The following is a 15,199-nucleotide window of genomic DNA, read 5'->3' on the forward strand; positions in this document are numbered from 1 at the left end:
AGGAATCCTCCATGCCTTCCAAGCACCGCATCGCCGCCCTCGCCCTGGCGCTCGCCAGCCCGCTGGCCCTGGCCCAGGGCGCCAACGTGTCGCCGGGCGCCATCCAGCAACAGCAGCAGCAGGAAGAGCAGCGCAAGTCGCAGGAAAAACGCGTGCTCACGCCCCCGGCCGCACCGCAGATCGAGGTACCCGCCGGCGGCCCGGCCGAGCCGGCGGCCAAGGCGATGAAGATCGAGGTCCAGCAGATCCTCATCGACAAATCACAGCTGCTCGACCCGGCCGACATCGACGCCATCATCACGCCACTGGAAGGGCGCACGGTGACGCTGGCCGAACTGCAGCAGGCGGTCGCGGCCATCAACGCGCTCTACGCCAAGGCGGGGCAGGCCACCGCGCGCGCCATCCTGCCGCCGCAGACCATCAAGGACGGGCTGGTGCGCATCCGCCTCATCGAGGCCCGGGTGGGCGAGGTGCACATCAAGGGCACCGAGGCGCTCGACCCGGCCTTCGTGCGCCAGCGCATCGAGCTGGAAGCCGGCGAGCTGCTGTCGGTGCCGGCGCTGGAGGCCTCGCTGGTGCGCTACAACCGCCTGCACGAGAGCAAGCTGCGCGCCGCGGTGGTGGCCGGCAAGCAGTTCGGCACCACCGACGTGGACGTGACCGCCGCCGAGCCGCAGCGGGCCCGGGTGTCGCTGTTCTTCGACAATGCCGGCCGCGACACCGTGGGCGAGGCCCGCGCCGGGGTGAACGCCCGTGCCGCCAACCTGGCCGGGCGCAGCGACCTGCTGCAGTTCGTCGCCACCCGCACCGAGGGCTCGGAGAGCTACGCCCTGTCGTATTCCATCCCTGTCACCCGCAACGACCTGCGCCTCGAGATGTCCGCCAGCAAGGGCAACATCAAGATCATCGACGGCCCCTTCGATCCGCTCGGCATCACCGGCAGCTCCAGCGACTACACCGTGGGCCTGAGCTACCCGCTGCAGGTGAGCCTCGAGCGCATGTGGACCGCCTACGGGCGCTTTTCGGCGCGCGAGTCGTCCAGCGAGTTCGGCGGCTTCACCCAGGAGGCGCTCAACCTGCGCGTGCTCACCCTGGGCCTGTCGGGCGAGCGCCAGACCGATTCGAGCGCCTGGTATGTGGACAACGCCCTGGCCTTCGGCATCAGCGGCGCCTTCGGCGGCGACCAGGGCTTCTGGTACTACCGCGGCAGCGCCACCCGCTTCGATCGCCTCAGCGAACGCTTCCAGCTGCTCACCCGCGGCGGGCTGCAGTTCTCCGACACCCGCTTCCTGCCCGCCAGCGAGCTGTTCCAGATCGGCGGCGCCTACACCGTGCGCGGCTTCTCCGAGGGCCTGCTGTCGGGGCGCAACGGCTACTTCATGTCCGCCGAACTGCGCATCGGCCGCACCCTGGAGGAGTACCAGGCCGCCGAGCCCGGCGCGCCCAACCTCACCGGCATCGTCTTCATCGACCATGGCGGCGCGCTGCCCTACCGGCCCGGCGACCTCAAGGAAAGCACTCACGACGACTACCTGACCAGCGTCGGCGCCGGGGTGCTGTTCGACTTCTCCGAGCGCGTCACCGGCCGTCTCGTCATCGGCCAGCCCCTGCGCGGCAACCCGGCGGAGCTGCACGACCGGCGCCCGCGTCTGCACGCCTCGATCAATATCGCGTTGTACTAGCGTCTGTAGACGACGCGCCGCCGGGTTCGCCCCGCCGGCGTGGTATGTTTCCGCCACGGCGCACGTCGCCCGCCCGGTCGGCATGACCGGGCGGTGCCGGCGCGGCGCGCTTGCGGAAGCCCCCCCATGGATGCGTTCTGGATCCTCATCTTTCTGATCGCCGTCTCGAGCCTGTTCTCGCTCACCGAGATGGCGCTGGCCTCGGCGCGCAAGGCGCGCCTGCAGCTGATGCTCGAAGGCGGCGAGGCGCGCGCGGCCACGGCGCTGGCCATCAAGGACCACCCCAGCCGCTTCCTCGCCGCCACCCAGACCGGCATCACCGCCGCCGCGCTGATGGCCGGCATCTTCGGCGAATCGGCGATGAAGGCCGCGCTCGAACAGGCGGTGGTGCAAGCCGCGCCCCCGCTCGCCGCCTATGGCGACGAGATCTCCCTGGCGCTGACCATCGCCATCGTCACCGCCCTGTCCATCGTGTTCGGCGAGATCGTGCCCAAACGCATCGCCATCGCCTATCCGGAACAGGTGGCGGTGCGCGCCGCGCCGCTGATGCAATGGTTCATCCGCCTGCTGTCGCCGGCCATCCACTTCCTGTCCTGGCTCTCCGACGTGGTGCTGCGCCTGCTGCCGCTGCGCTCGGCACCGGCGGTGACCGGGGTGGAGGACATCCTCGCCTACGTGGACGAGTCCGAGCGCGCCGGCGCCATCCGCCCCGAGGAGAGCCATCTGCTGGGCAACGTGTTCCGCCTCGAGGACCGCCGCGTCGGCGCGGTGATGACGCCGGCGGCCGACGTGGTCTTCATCGACCTGCAGCAGCCGCGCGAACGCAACCTCACGCTGCTGCGCGAGGCGCCCTACTCGCGTTTCCCGATCTGCAAGGGCGGGGTACAGAACGCGGTGGGCGTGGCCGAGAGCCGCACCCTGCTCCAGGCCGCCCTGGCCGGCGAGATCGACTTCGCCGAGACCCCCATGATCCCGCCGCTGTATGTGCCCAGCGTGCTCACCCTCATCGACCTGCTGGCCAGCTTCCGCACCCATCGCACCACCTTCGCCTTCGTGGTCAACGAGTTCGGCCAGACCGAGGGCATCGTCACCCTCGACGACCTGCTCGAGACCGTGGTCGGCGACATGAGCCCCACGGCCGCCGATCCGGACGAGGCGCTGGCGGTGCGCCGCCCCGATGGCTCCTGGTTGCTCGACGGCCTGCTGCCGCTCGACGAGATGAAGGAGAAGCTCGGCGTCCGCACCGTGCCCGACGAGGCCCTGGGCAACTACCACACGGTGGGCGGCTTCGTGCTCGCCCTGCTCGGCCACATCCCCAAGAAGGCCGAGCGCTTCGCCTGGGACGGGTGGGAATTCGAGGTGGTGGATGTGGACAAGAACCGCGTCGATCAGGTTCTCGCGACCGCCACCCCCGATCCCGCCGCGCCCCGTCCGGCCGACGCGTCCGCCCCCTGAGCGCCCGCCGGGAACGGCCTTGCCCGGACGTCATCGCCGATGTGGCCTTCGACCGGGCCTTTCCCGGGGAGCCCCCGGGCTCGCCCAATGTCCCGATTCGGACTTCGCCCGACATGCCCGTCGGCGATGAACGCATCAGCCAGCGACGGACTGCGCGTGGCGCGGCTCGTCGCCGAGCGCGCGCAGGTAGGCCCACGGGTAGATGCCGCGGGCATGGCCATCGGCGAAGACGAGGTTGAGCCCCTTCTCGGCCACGGGGTGGATGTCGACGAGGGCGGCGGGTGGAGGCGGCGGGGCGCCGGTGCGGGCGGCGTGGGTGCAGACGGCGCAACGGCAGCGCTGGCGCAGCCAGCCGTGGGGCAAGGCGCTGGTGTGCCCGTCGCTCCATTCGATGCGCAGCACCGCCGAGGCGCGGTGATCGGTGATGCCGACCGGCATCACCGATGCGGTCGCCACGCTCACAGCGCTGCCCTCACGCCTTCCGGGCCCAGGTGCCAGTCGCGGCCCAGGCCCCCTTCCTGGAGTTCGCCGCCCATGGCCGCCAGGCTCTCCTCGCGGATCAAGGCCTTCAGGCGATGATGGATGGCGAGGAATTCCGCCGAGGAGGTCATCTCCGCGGTACGTGGCCGCGGCAGGGGAATGGGGATCTCCGCCTTGATGCGGCCCGGCCGCGCGGTCATCACGTAGACCTTGTCGGACAGGAAGATGGACTCCTCGATGTCGTGGGTGATGAACAGCACCGACAGCTGCAGTTGCTCCCACATGTGGGTGAGGATTTCCTGCATCACCAACCGCGTCTGGGCGTCGAGGGCTCCGAAAGGCTCGTCCATCAACAGCACCTGCGGGCCCGTGGCCAGGGCCCGCACGATGCCGACGCGCTGGCGCATGCCGCCGGAGAGCTGCTCGGGATAGTGATTCTCGAAGGCCAGCAGGCCGGCGAGCCCCAGCAGCGTGCGCGCCTTGGACTGGCGCTCGCTGCGGCACATGCCCTGCATCTTGAGACCGAATTCGACGTTCTCGCGCACCCGCAGCCAGGGAAAGAGCGAATACTGCTGGAAGACGACGCCGCGATCGGCGCCGGGGCCGTGGATGGGCGCCCCGTCGACGCTGACCGTGCCGCCGCTGGGTTTGAGAAATCCCGCCACGATGTTCAGCAGCGTCGACTTGCCGCACCCGGAGGGCCCGACGATGGACACGAACTGGCCGGGCTGGACGTCGATCGACACCCCGCTCACCGCGTCCAGCCCCACGCCGTTCTGCGTGAAGCGGACGGATACATCGCGGACGTCGATCTGTCCGCCCTTGGTTGACGCTGTCGTCGCCATCATGAACTCTCCTTGCCGCCCACACCCTGCCAGGGCATGAGGATTCGGGCGACCCCGCGAATGAGGCCGCTGCACAGCAGACCCAGGACGCCGATGACCAGCATGCCGATCACGATGTGCGGGTATTCGATCAGGGAATACGCCTCCCAGGTGAAGTAGCCGACGCCGAACTGGCCGGAGATCATCTCGGCCGCGATCAGCGACACCCAGGCCACCCCCATGCCCACCGCCAGCCCGGTGAAGATGTGGGGCAAGGCCGCCTGCAGCACCACCTGGGTCATCAGTGCGAACTCGCTGGCGCCCAGGCAGCGCGCCGCACGGATCAGCACCTTGTCCACCGCCATCACCCCATGCAGGGTGTTGAGCAGGATGGGGAAGAAGGCGCCGATGAAGGTGATGAAGACGATGCTGGACTCGGTGGTGGGCCACAGCATGATCGAGATCGGCACCCAGGCGATCGCGGGAATCGGCCGCAACACTTCCAGCGCCGGGAACGTCAGTCCCTTGAAAAGGCTGTAGCGTCCGCACAGCAAGCCCATCGCCACGCCCAGCACGGTGGCGATGAGGAAACCCACCGTGATCCGCCACAGGCTGACGCCGATGTTGGTGAGAAACTTGCCATCGGCGAGCAGACGCAGCGCCTCGCCGAACACCTCGCCCGGCGTGGGCACGTTGGTGAAGCGGACATAAAATTCCCAGCGGTAGGCGGTGGCCAGATACCAGAAACCCAGCAGCAGGCCGATCGACAGTGCGCTGACCAGCATCGGCCGGATCTGCCCTCGGAGGATGGCGCCCAGCCGTGCGGCCGGTGGCACGGCCCCGGCCGCGGGCGCCGACGCGCGCGCCGCGACCGGGGCACGGGGCACCGGTTGCACCGTGGCGACCGGCGTGGGGCCAGCGGCCCCGCCGGCACCCAGGGCGTCCGTGTCGCGCACGGCACGCATGCTGACGGTGCTGGCCATGGCTCAGTCCCCCACGGCGGCGAGCGCGTCGGCATACCCCCGACCCGCCCGCCCTTGGCCGTCACATAGGCCTCGGCGTCCTTCTTGAGCAGGAAGGGCACGATGTCGCCGGGATCGCCCTTGCTGTCGAGCGCGTAGAACGCGGTGTTGGCGAACAGCTTGATCTGGCTGCCGCGGTCGAAGACGAAGGTCACCGACACCTTCTTGCCCTCGGCCTCCGCCTTCTTCACCGCGCGCAACGCGCACGCCGTGGACTTGTAGGCCGTGATGCCACCGCCCTCGATCCACACCTCGCCGGCCTGACGCGGCTTGTCGATGGCGCCGCCGCACAGCGGGTCGGTGCCCGAGATCTCGTAGTTGGCGAAGCTGGCCTTCTCCGCGTCGTAGTCACGGCCCAGTTCCTTGTAGGCTTCGCGCACATAGGTCTCGTCGACCCAGGCGTCCGCGTCCAGGGGTTTGACCCGCCCCATGCGGTCGAGCACGCCGTGGTCGTACTTGACGGTGTCGATCCACTTCGGCTTGAGCGTCGGGTCGAGCGTATGCACGCCGCCCGGGCCGAGGAACATGTAGACCACTTCCTTCTCGACCCGCGTCCATTCCTCGATCTTGGCCGCCGCCGCCACCGGATCCTTGCGCAACCAGTCATTGGCCGCCATCAGCGCCTTGATGTAGGCAACCACGAATTCCGGGTACTTCTTGGCGAAGTCCTCGCGCACGATCACGCCATGAAAGGTCGGCACCTTGGTTTCGGCACCGTCGAAGATCTTGCGCGCAAAGCCCCGGTAGGGCAGCAGTTCGCCGAAGGGAACGAAGTCGGCGTGCCCGTCGATCCGCTGCTCCTGCAGGCTGGAGGTGCCCACTTCCGGACTCTGGCTGGTCAGCACCAGGTCGTCGCTCGTCCACCCCTTGTCTTCGAGTGCCTTGAGGAGCATGCCATGGGCGGCCGATCCAAAGGGTACCGACACTTTCTTGCCCTTGAGATCGGCCAGTTCGTAGTAGGGCGAATCCTTGTGCACCACCAGGGCGTTGCCCGCACCGTCGGCGTTGTAGGCGATCATGGCGATCAGGCGGGTGCGCTCCTTGGGCATCGCCTGGAAGATGGCGCCGTTCACCAGCAGCGGATAGTCGCCCATCATGCCGATCTGCAAGGTGTTGGCGACCATGCCGTTGGTGACCGGCGGCCCCGAGGTGAAGTTCTGCCAGTCGATCTTGAACTCGATGTCCTTGTACTTGCCGGTCTTGGGCAAGAACTTCTCGAGCAGGCCGAGCTCCTTGATGACGATGCCACCGGTCACCGTGTTGGTGGTGGTGTTCTGGGTACCGATGCCGACGGTGACGACTTCGGCCAGCGCGGGCGTTGCCGCGAAACAGCCGGCAAGCAGGGCGGCGGCGGTGAATCGGCGGACGGAATTTTTGTTGTGATTGTCTCGAGCGGTGCTTCTGGATCGTGCGTACATGATTTGCTTCCTTGTCCAGTGGGGTGTCGTTTCGTTCGAGTACTGCGGGGTTGGGGGCTTACGGTTGAGGTTGAGGGAAAGGGGGTTGGCGGACCGCCGCGGCCTCAGGCCGTGGCGGGGTTGTCGATGAGGGCGCGCTTGTCGGTGACCGCGGCCCAGTGATCGGCCTCGGGCAAGGGCTCGCCCGCCGCGTCGATCACCGGCCACTGCGCCGCCAGGCGCGCGTTGATCTCGATGAACGCGTGCTGCTCCGGCGGCAGGTCGGCCTCGGCGAAGATCGCGCCGATGGGGCACTCGGGCACGCACACGCCGCAGTCGATGCAGGTGTCCGGATCGATCACGAGGAAATTCGGCCCTTCGTGGAAACAATCCACCGGGCACACCGAGACACAGTCGGTGTATTTGCAATGCACACAGGCTTCGGTAACGACGTAGGTCATGGCTGATCTCCTGTCAGGCCGGCCGCATCGCAGCGGGCCGGCATGGTGGTGATGGGGGGCTGGACGGGCGGCTCACTTCTGCGCCAGGCCGATGGCGGTGAGCGCCAGGCGCGAGAGCTTGCGCACGTCGGGGTCGGCATCGTCGAGCGCCTTTTCCAGCGCCGGGATGGCGCGCGGATCGGCCAGCTCGCCGAGGGCGATGGCGGCCTCCTTACGCAGGTTGCCGATGGGATGGGCCAGGGCCTCCACCAGCGCGGGCAGGCCGGCCGCCGCCTTGAGCCACCCCAGGCTGCGCGCCGCCTTCACCCGCACCTGCCAGTATTCGTCCTGCATGGCATGCACGAGCTCGTCGATCGCCAGACCGAAGCGCAGCTTGCCGAGGGTCTGGGCGGCTTCCTCGCGCACCTGCCAGGCGGTGTCGCCCAGCGCACGGGTCAGCGCCGGCAGCACGCTGATCTCGGTGGCGTAGCCGAGCGCACCGACGGCGATGCGCCGCACCTCGGCTTCCGGGTCGTGGGCGGCCACTTCGGCCAGGTCGCCGACGGCCTCGGGTTTGCGCAGATAGCCGAGCACGCCGACAGCCTCGCGGCGCACGCCCGGATCAGCATCGCGCAGCGCGGCCATGGCCGGTGCGAAGGCGGCGTCGACCCGCAGGGCGCGCACGGCGCGGAAGGCCAGCATGCGCACCTCGGCGCCCTCGCCCTGCAGCAGGGGCAGCAAGGGACCGGCGGAGGCGCTGAGCTTGAGCTCGGCCAGCACCTCGCCGGCGGCGGCGCGCACCTGGGCGTCGGCATCAAGCAGCATGGGCGCCAGCGCGGCGACCACCTCGGGGTCTTCGAAGCCTTCGAGGGCGCGGACCGCTTCGGTGCGCACGCTGGGGTCGGCGTCGGCCAGACACGGCAGCAGCAGCGGCACGATGTCGTCCTCGTCGCTGTAGGGCAGGTCGATCACCGCCAGGCGGCGGACTTCGGCGTCCTCGCTGGCGAGGCGATCGGCGATGGAGAAGCTGGTGATGTCCATGGCCGTGTCCTCAGCGCAACAGGTAGGGAATGCTGACCGTGACCGCGTCGGTCGGGCAGTCGGTCTCGCAGGGCAGGCAGTACCAGCACTCGTCGTATTTCATGAAGGCCTTCTTCTTGACCATGTCGATGGCCAGCACATCGAGCGGGCAGACGTCGACACAGACGGTGCAGCCCTTCTCGGCGATGCACTTGCTCTCGTCGACGACGACGGGGGCTTGGGTGAGGGTGGTGGCGATACTCATGTCGGGTTCCTCCGGGCGGTCGGGATCAGGCGGCGGCGGCGCTGCGGGCGACGCGCAGGCGCTGGTAGGCGGTGCGCTCTTCCTCGTCGATGGGCACGATGTAGGGCTCGACCGCCTTCTTGCGCACGCCCATCCGGCCTTGCGCGTCACGACTGAGCAGGGTGTGGCAGAACCAGTTGTCGTCGTCCCGCTCGGGGTGATCGACGCTGTAGTGGTACAGGCCCCAGCGGCTCTCGGTGCGGAACATCGAGGCGCGCGCGGCCATCTCGGCGCAATCGAGGATGGACAGCGCCTCCATGGCGCGCATGAGCTCGTGCGGGTTGGTGGCCATCATCGCGGTGGCGTCCTCGCGCACCTCGTCGAAGCGGCGCAGGCCGATCTCGTACTTGCGGGTGATCTTGGGCGGCTGCAGGTAGTCGTTCACCAGCCGGCGCGTCTTGTACTCGATCTGGAAGGGCGTGAGCCCTTCGCTGCGCGCCAGCGGCGCGCAAATGCGGGCCTGCTCGGCCGCGATGGCGCCGTCATCGATGCGCCCCGTGCCCACCCCGGCGCAGTAGTCGGCGGCGTTCTGCCCGCACAGGCGGCCATAGACGAAGGCGCCGAGCATGTAGTTGTGCGGCACGCTGGCGCAGTCGCCGGCGGCGTAAAGCCCCTTTACCGAGGTCTCGCCGCGGGCGTTGGTCCAGATGCCCGAGGCACTGTGGCCGCTGCAGAAGCCGATCTCGGAGATGTGCATCTCGACCATCTCCTTGCGGTAGTCGTTGCCGCGCTTCTCGTGGAAGCGGCCGCGGCTGGGGCGCTCGTTGGTGTGCAGGATGTGCTCGATCTCGCCGATGGTCTCCTCGGCGAGGTGGTCGAGCTTGAGGAACACCGGGCCGTTGCCGCCCTGCAGCTCGTTGTAGAACTCCATCATCATCTGCCCGCTCCAGTAGTCGCACTCGATGAAGCGCTCGCCCTTCGAATTGGCGGTGAAGCCGCCGAAGGGACCGGTCACGTAAGCGCAGGCCGGGCCGTTGTAGTCCTTGATGAGCGGGTTGATCTGGAAGCATTCGAGGTTGGCCAGATCGGCCCCCGCGTGATAAGCCATGGCATGGCCGTCGCCGCAGTTGGTGGGGTTCTCGTAGGTGCCCATCAGGTAGCCGGAGGCGGGCAGGCCGATGCGCCCGGCGGCGCCGGTGCTGAGCACCGCCGCCTTGCAGCGGATCACGTAGAAGTCCGCCGTGCGGCAGTCGAAGCCCATGACGCCGGTGATCTCACCGTCGGCGCCGGTGAGCAGGCGGGTGACCACCACCCGGTTGGTGATCTCGACCCGCGCGCGCTTGAGCTGGCGGTAGAGGATCTTCTTCATGTGGTGGCCTTCGGGCATCGGCAGCACGTAGCTGCCCAGGTGATGCACCTTGCGCACCGCGTAGTCGCCGGTTTCGTCCTTCTCGAACTTCACCCCCCAGCGGTCGAGCTCCTGGATCATGTCGAAGCTGTTGGCCGCATAGGCCATGACCGCCTCCTGATCGACGATGCCGTCGTTGGCGATGGTGATTTCCTTGACGTACTGCTCGGGGGTGGCGTGCCCCGGAATGACGGCGTTGTTGAGCCCGTCCATGCCCATCGAGATCGCGCCCGAGCGCTTCACGTGGGCCTTGTCGATGAGCAGCACCCTGAGGTCGGGGTTTTGTGCCTTGGCTTTCACCGCGGCCATCGGCCCGCCGGTGCCACCGCCGATGACGACGATGTCGAACTCCATGTCGATGCGTTTCATGCTTGCTCCTGGGGGTTGGGAGTGTCCTGCTTCGTTCAGGCAGTTGCCGGGGCCGGTTCTGTGCCGGTCCTCAGCTGCGGTCGATCCGCAGGCGGTACTGGAAGGCATCGCCGCGGTAGTACAGAAACTCGAAATCGATGGGCCGCTCACCGGCGTAGGTCAGCCGCTCGATGCGCAGCAGGGGCGAGCCCTCGGCCACGTCGAGATGGCGGCCGAGCGACGTTTCGGCGCTGATCGCCTCGATCTGCACGTCCGCATGCGTGAGGTTGTGGCCGTAGTCGTTTTCGAGAATGACGAAGATGTCGCGGGTGGCGAGGTCTTCCTGCGTCAGGCGCTGGCCGATGTCGATCGGGAAGTAGCTCACATCCACGGAAATGGGCTCGCGGTTCAGATAGCGCAGCCGCTGGATCTCGAACACCGGGCTGCCCGCCTCCAGCGCCAGGCGCTGCGCGACCACGGCACTGGCCGGCACCTCGCGGGCGCTCAGCAACAGGGCATAGGTCTCGTACCCGGACGGCGCCATCGCCTCGCCGAAACCCTGCAGGCGCGACAGGCTCTGGAAGGCCTTGGGCTTGGCCACGAAACTGCCCTTGCCCATCACCTTGAAGATCAGGCCCTCCTTCTGCAGATCGCCCAGCGCCTGGCGGATGGTGATCCGGCTCACCCCGAAGCGCGCCATCATCTGGCTCTCCGAGGGCATCTGCGAATGCGGCGGATAGGTGCCATCGAGAATGCCGCGCCGCAGGGCCTCGCGGATCTGGGTATGCAGCGGCACCGGAGACACGGCGTCGATCGCGTGCGGCTTGGCCAGGGGCGGCGTTTCGATGGCTTTCTTGTTGGAGCGGGCCATGTTTCTTCTTCCTTATGTCACTACCTGTTATGACGAGTACTGATTAGCAATTCAGATGCCAGGTTTGCGGCGTCGCACAATTTCAATTCACATCGTTGGTTTTATTGAAGTTTTTGAAACTCGGCGCGAGTTCGCCAGCAAAAAAATGCTGCGGATGCGCACCAGCCGCGTGCGCGTGCGCACCAAGAGCGGGGCCGGCACGCACCGGCGCGGCCTGGACGCCCCGGGGCCAGGCCGCCAGCAGGCCGGCCGCCATCAGCAGCACCAGCACCACCGGGCGGAAATGCCGTTTGCCGATGCGCCGGTACAGGCGCGCCCCACCGAGGCCCCCGAGATGGAACAGCGGCGCGAGCGCCAGGCCGAAGACCACGTCGGCCCAGGACAACACCCCCAGCGCGGCCACCGCGATCACCGCCGCCGGATAGAGCACCGCAAAGAACACGATGAAGTTCGCCCGGGCCCGGTGGCCATCGGGCTCGACGCCCAGGAGATAGAGAATGGCCGGCGGCCCACCGACGCCGCCGAAGCCGGTCAGCACACCGCTGAGCATGCCGACCCCGAGCGAGCGCCGCAGCGAACGCCCCCCCATCCGCAGCACGCCGGACATCAGCCCGATCGCGCTCAGGATCACGGCCACGCCCAACACCAGACCGAAAGCCTGCGCAGGCAAGGCCCCCACCAGCGCGATGCCGCAGGGCACCCCGACGAAGGCGGCCACGCTCATCGGCAGCATGACCTGGCGGTCGATCACACGCGTGGCGGCGGCCAGGGTGGTGCGTCCCATCGGCAGGGCGTTGAGCAGGGTCACCAGACACATGGTTTCGCGGGCGCTGAGCACCAGCGACATCAAGGGCGCCATCAACAGCGCGGCACCGAAACCGGTCAGTCCGCGCAGCGCACCGCCGACGAGCGCGGCCACCAGCACCACACCCCAGGTCGGCGCATCCCAGGCACCAAGACATTGGAAGATTTCGTTCAAGATCGGCCTTTCGATGAGGAGCGTTGCCCGCCATGGGCGCCGATTTGGATGAGCGGCGGTCCGGGGCCAGGGGGTACGCATCAACTTGTTATGACAGGTTATGTCAAGCAAAACGCGCGCCACCCGGAGCGACTCCGGAATCACGACGCAACCTGTTGAAACAATGGAAAACATCGCCACACCCCTGGAGCAGACGGACGCCCCGAGGCGGTGCAAAGGCCACCCCACCGCCTCATTGCCGTGCATGTCGTGCTCACCCGAACCGCGCCAGCAGGGTCACGATGCCCAGCCCGGCGATCAGCAGATACGCCCACAGCGAGGCCGCCAGCCACCAGACCCGGGCGCCCGCGGCGCGGATGTCGACCAACCGGGTTGCCGCGCCGAGGGCCGCCAGACCCACCGCCAGCAGCAGTTGCGCCAGGCCGGCGCCGGCCGCCTGGAGCGTCGGCGGCAGCAGGCCACTGCCATTCAAGGCGATGGCCGCGAAGAAGGCCCAAAGAAAGAACGGCACCCGCACCCGCCCGCCACCGCTCGCGCGCCCGTCGGACCACGCCATCCAGACCATCGCCGGCGCCAGCAACATCACCCGCATCATCTTGGCGATCAACGCCGCGCCCGACACCTCGGGGCCCAGGGGGCTTGCCGCCGCCACCACGTGACCGAGCTCATGCACGGTCAGGCCGATCCACAAACCGAACTGAGCCGCCGGGAGGCCTACCCGATCGAAGAGCCACGGCAACACATACATGCCCAGGGTGCCGAACAGCACCACCGAGGCGACGGCGGCCGACACATGGCGCGCGCGAGCGCCGAGCACGCCGTCGGCCGCGGCCACCGCGGCCGCGCCGCAGATGGCGCTGCCCGCACCGATCAGCAGGGCGCTGTGGCGATCGAGGCCGAACGCCCGCCCGAGCCGCTGCGCCAGCCACAGCGTGGAGGCGACGACCACGACCGCCGCGAGGGCGCCCCCCCAGCCCACGGCCGCGAATTCGTCGATGCCGATCCTCAGCCCGTACAGCGCGATCCCCGCACGCATCAGCGGGCCGCGCGCCAGCGCCAGCCCGTCGCGTCCCCGCGTCGGTAGATCGGGCCACAGGTTGCCCACCACCATGCCCAGCGCCACCGCCACGGGCAGCCATCCGAGCCCATGACGGCCCATGGCAGGAATCGCCGCCAGCATCGCCGCGAGGAACGTGATCCCGACGCAGGCGAAGAGACCGAGGCGGACACCAGGCGGGGGCAGGGTGGCACTTATGCTCATTTGCGTATATCCAAAGACATGAATGGCATAAGACTAAAAAGCCCATTACTATTCGTAAATAGTATTAAATTCACCCATTCATTACCTGGGCTCATACATGAATCTGCACCTGCTCCGCGTGTTCGTCACCGTGGTGGACGCCAGCAGCTTTTCGCGCGCCGCCGACCAGCTCGGCATCAGCCAGCCGGCCACCTCGAAGGCGGTCAAGGAACTCGAAAACCAGCTGGACACGGTGCTGCTCGACCGCCAGGGCAAGCGCTTCGCCCCCAGCGCGCCCGGCCAGGCGCTGTACGACTACGGCCGCGCGATCTTCGCGCTCGAACGCGAAGCGGACGAGGCAGTGAAATCGTTCTACGCACTCGAACAGGGGCGCCTGGTGATCGGCGCGAGCACGACCATCGCCAGCTACTGGCTCCCCCCGAGCCTGCTCGCGTTTCATCAGCGTCACCCCGGTATCGAGCTGAGCGTGATCAGCGCCAACACCGAGCAGATCGCCGAGCTGTTGCTCGACTGCCAGGTGGATGTGGCGCTGGTGGAGGGCGAGGTCAGCGATCCGCGGATCGAGATCCTCTCCTGGCGCAGCGAGGAGATGATCGTGGCGGCACCGCGCGACTTTGCCGACGAGGAGGCCGGCGCCCACGCCCTGGCTCAGCACACCTGGGTGATGCGCGAACGCGGTTCGGGCAGCCGGGCCGCCGCGCAGCGCATCCTCGACGAATACCGGATCCGGCCGGCCCAGGTGATCGAAGTGGGCAGCAACGAGGCCATCGTGCAGTCGGTGGCGGCGGGCATCGGTCTGGGCCTCGTGCCGCGCATCTGCGCCCGCGACCAGCTGGCGCTGGGGCGCATCCGCAAGCACGCCATCGGCGCTGGCCCCTGTATGCGCCAGCTCTATCGCATGCGCCTGCCCCGGCGCCCGGTGAGCCAGCCGGCGCTGGCCTTCGAGGCGCTCCTGGCAAGCCGGACGGCCTGATCCGCCCTCGCCTGCCCGCGTCGCAGCGGCCCGAGGGATGGGCGAATCGGCGGGCATGGGGGCGGCTTTTTCGGGCGGGGGATGCCGGCGATCATAGCATTCGGATATTCGCATCGCCGGCGGCGCCGAGCGGACACATCGACCACCCTGCCTGCCGGCGCGTGCACGGAACGTTTCGTCGGCGACAGGTTCGAATCCACCGGAACCACTTCGGACCCCCCCATGCCCCTCCTGATCCTCGGCCTGCTGCTCTTTTTCGGCGCCCATTCGGTATCTATCGTGAACGAGCCCTGGCGCGATCGCATGCATGCGCGTCTGGGCGCACTGGGCTGGCGAGCCATCGTCACCCTGGTGTCCATCGCCGGCATCGTGCTCATCGTGCATGGCTATGCCCAGGCGCGGCTCGACCCCGTGGTGCTGTACACGCCGCCCACCGCCCTGCGCCACCTCACCCTGCTGCTCATGGTGCCGGTCTTCCCGCTGCTGCTCGCCACCTACCTGCCCGGCCGCATCCGCGCCACCCTCAAGCATCCGACCCTGGTCGCCACCAAGCTGTGGGCCTTCGCCCACCTGCTCGCCAACGGCACCCTCGCCGACGTGCTGCTGTTCGGTGCCTTCCTGGCCTGGGCGGTGGCCGACCGCATCTCGATGAAGCACAGGACCCAACGCCCCCTGCCAGGCCCCCCCGCCCGCAAGGCCAACGACGCGATTGCCGTGATCGGTGGCCTGGTGCTGTATGCCGCCTTCGTGATGGGCGTCCATGCATGGTTGATCGGGGTTTCGCCGATCTGACGC

The 15,199-nt window shown here is 68.3% G+C and carries 15 protein-coding genes; 4 read left to right on the forward strand and 11 right to left on the reverse strand.

What is annotated here, in order from left to right:
* Window positions 1-11: 11 nt before the first annotated feature.
* Window positions 12-1,682, forward strand: a complete 1,671-nt coding sequence (locus tag G3580_RS17770; RefSeq protein ID WP_173767770.1) for a ShlB/FhaC/HecB family hemolysin secretion/activation protein — start codon at window positions 12-14, stop codon at window positions 1,680-1,682.
* A 126-nt stretch (window positions 1,683-1,808) separates the two neighbouring features.
* Window positions 1,809-3,137: a hemolysin family protein gene (locus G3580_RS17775; RefSeq protein WP_173767772.1), complete on the forward strand. Its 1,329-nt coding sequence runs from the start codon at window positions 1,809-1,811 to the stop codon at window positions 3,135-3,137.
* Between the two features lie 135 nt (window positions 3,138-3,272).
* Here the strand turns inward: G3580_RS17775 and G3580_RS17780 are convergent, their stop codons facing one another.
* The 11 genes from G3580_RS17780 to G3580_RS17830 all read right to left on the reverse strand — a co-directional run bounded on the left by G3580_RS17780 (window position 3,273) and on the right by G3580_RS17830 (window position 13,431).
* Window positions 3,273-3,599: a DUF971 domain-containing protein gene (locus G3580_RS17780; RefSeq protein ID WP_217424530.1), complete on the reverse strand. Its 327-nt coding sequence runs from the start codon at window positions 3,597-3,599 to the stop codon at window positions 3,273-3,275.
* Window positions 3,596-4,465 (reverse strand): ABC transporter ATP-binding protein, encoded by an 870-nt coding sequence (locus G3580_RS17785; protein ID WP_173767774.1) that lies wholly within the window; start codon window positions 4,463-4,465, stop codon window positions 3,596-3,598. Before G3580_RS17785 ends, G3580_RS17780 begins: the two co-directional genes overlap by 4 nt.
* Window positions 4,462-5,037, reverse strand: a complete 576-nt coding sequence (locus G3580_RS19860; protein ID WP_217424531.1) for an ABC transporter permease — start codon at window positions 5,035-5,037, stop codon at window positions 4,462-4,464. The genes G3580_RS17785 and G3580_RS19860 overlap by 4 nt, the downstream gene beginning before the upstream one ends.
* Complete coding sequence (locus G3580_RS17795) at window positions 4,959-6,881, reverse strand: ABC transporter substrate-binding protein (RefSeq protein WP_217424532.1); 1,923 nt, start codon at window positions 6,879-6,881, stop codon at window positions 4,959-4,961. Before G3580_RS17795 ends, G3580_RS19860 begins: the two co-directional genes overlap by 79 nt.
* 104 nt (window positions 6,882-6,985) lie before the next feature.
* Window positions 6,986-7,321 (reverse strand): ferredoxin FdxA, encoded by a 336-nt coding sequence (gene fdxA / locus G3580_RS17800; protein WP_173767778.1) that lies wholly within the window; start codon window positions 7,319-7,321, stop codon window positions 6,986-6,988.
* A 72-nt stretch (window positions 7,322-7,393) separates the two neighbouring features.
* The gene (locus G3580_RS17805; RefSeq protein ID WP_173767780.1) at window positions 7,394-8,341 is read right to left on the reverse strand and encodes a HEAT repeat domain-containing protein; all 948 of its coding nucleotides are present in this window, start codon (window positions 8,339-8,341) and stop codon (window positions 7,394-7,396) included.
* Window positions 8,342-8,351: 10 nt separating this feature from the next.
* Window positions 8,352-8,585, reverse strand: coding sequence for a 4Fe-4S dicluster domain-containing protein (locus tag G3580_RS17810; RefSeq protein WP_173767782.1), 234 nt, complete (start codon window positions 8,583-8,585; stop codon window positions 8,352-8,354).
* Between the two features lie 25 nt (window positions 8,586-8,610).
* On the reverse strand, window positions 8,611-10,341 hold the full coding sequence (locus tag G3580_RS17815; protein WP_173767784.1) for a fumarate reductase/succinate dehydrogenase flavoprotein subunit: 1,731 nt from the start codon (window positions 10,339-10,341) through the stop codon (window positions 8,611-8,613).
* A gap of 70 nt (window positions 10,342-10,411) precedes the next feature.
* Entirely contained in the window at window positions 10,412-11,191 is a 780-nt protein-coding gene (locus G3580_RS17820; protein ID WP_173767786.1) for a GntR family transcriptional regulator, read from the reverse strand.
* A gap of 82 nt (window positions 11,192-11,273) precedes the next feature.
* Entirely contained in the window at window positions 11,274-12,170 is an 897-nt protein-coding gene (locus tag G3580_RS17825; protein WP_217424533.1) for a sulfite exporter TauE/SafE family protein, read from the reverse strand.
* 253 nt (window positions 12,171-12,423) lie between these two features.
* On the reverse strand, window positions 12,424-13,431 hold the full coding sequence (locus G3580_RS17830; RefSeq protein ID WP_173767788.1) for a YeiH family protein: 1,008 nt from the start codon (window positions 13,429-13,431) through the stop codon (window positions 12,424-12,426).
* 97 nt (window positions 13,432-13,528) lie between these two features.
* Between G3580_RS17830 and G3580_RS17835 the strand changes: the two genes are divergently transcribed.
* Both G3580_RS17835 and G3580_RS17840 read left to right on the forward strand, forming a co-directional pair.
* Window positions 13,529-14,404, forward strand: a complete 876-nt coding sequence (locus G3580_RS17835; RefSeq protein WP_173767790.1) for a LysR family transcriptional regulator — start codon at window positions 13,529-13,531, stop codon at window positions 14,402-14,404.
* A gap of 222 nt (window positions 14,405-14,626) precedes the next feature.
* Window positions 14,627-15,196 (forward strand): NnrU family protein, encoded by a 570-nt coding sequence (locus tag G3580_RS17840; protein ID WP_173767792.1) that lies wholly within the window; start codon window positions 14,627-14,629, stop codon window positions 15,194-15,196.
* Window positions 15,197-15,199: the final 3 nt, after the last annotated feature.

Source organism: Nitrogeniibacter mangrovi (assembly GCF_010983895.1).
Lineage (GTDB): Bacteria > Pseudomonadota > Gammaproteobacteria > Burkholderiales > Rhodocyclaceae > Nitrogeniibacter > Nitrogeniibacter mangrovi.

Bases quoted from the DNA above. Each gene is read 5' to 3' on its own strand.
- G3580_RS17770 (WP_173767770.1), top strand. From the start codon at position 12: ATGCCTTCCAAGCACCGCATCGCCGCCCTCGCCCTGGCGCTCGCCAGC.
- G3580_RS17775 (WP_173767772.1), top strand. From the start codon at position 1,809: ATGGATGCGTTCTGGATCCTCATCTTTCTGATCGCCGTCTCGAGCCTG.
- G3580_RS17785 (WP_173767774.1), bottom strand. From the start codon at position 4,465: ATGATGGCGACGACAGCGTCAACCAAGGGCGGACAGATCGACGTCCGC.
- G3580_RS17795 (WP_217424532.1), bottom strand. From the start codon at position 6,881: ATGTACGCACGATCCAGAAGCACCGCTCGAGACAATCACAACAAAAAT.
- fdxA (WP_173767778.1), bottom strand. From the start codon at position 7,321: ATGACCTACGTCGTTACCGAAGCCTGTGTGCATTGCAAATACACCGAC.
- G3580_RS17805 (WP_173767780.1), bottom strand. From the start codon at position 8,341: ATGGACATCACCAGCTTCTCCATCGCCGATCGCCTCGCCAGCGAGGAC.
- G3580_RS17810 (WP_173767782.1), bottom strand. From the start codon at position 8,585: ATGAGTATCGCCACCACCCTCACCCAAGCCCCCGTCGTCGTCGACGAG.
- G3580_RS17815 (WP_173767784.1), bottom strand. From the start codon at position 10,341: ATGAAACGCATCGACATGGAGTTCGACATCGTCGTCATCGGCGGTGGC.
- G3580_RS17820 (WP_173767786.1), bottom strand. From the start codon at position 11,191: ATGGCCCGCTCCAACAAGAAAGCCATCGAAACGCCGCCCCTGGCCAAG.
- G3580_RS17830 (WP_173767788.1), bottom strand. From the start codon at position 13,431: ATGAGCATAAGTGCCACCCTGCCCCCGCCTGGTGTCCGCCTCGGTCTC.
- G3580_RS17835 (WP_173767790.1), top strand. From the start codon at position 13,529: ATGAATCTGCACCTGCTCCGCGTGTTCGTCACCGTGGTGGACGCCAGC.
- G3580_RS17840 (WP_173767792.1), top strand. From the start codon at position 14,627: ATGCCCCTCCTGATCCTCGGCCTGCTGCTCTTTTTCGGCGCCCATTCG.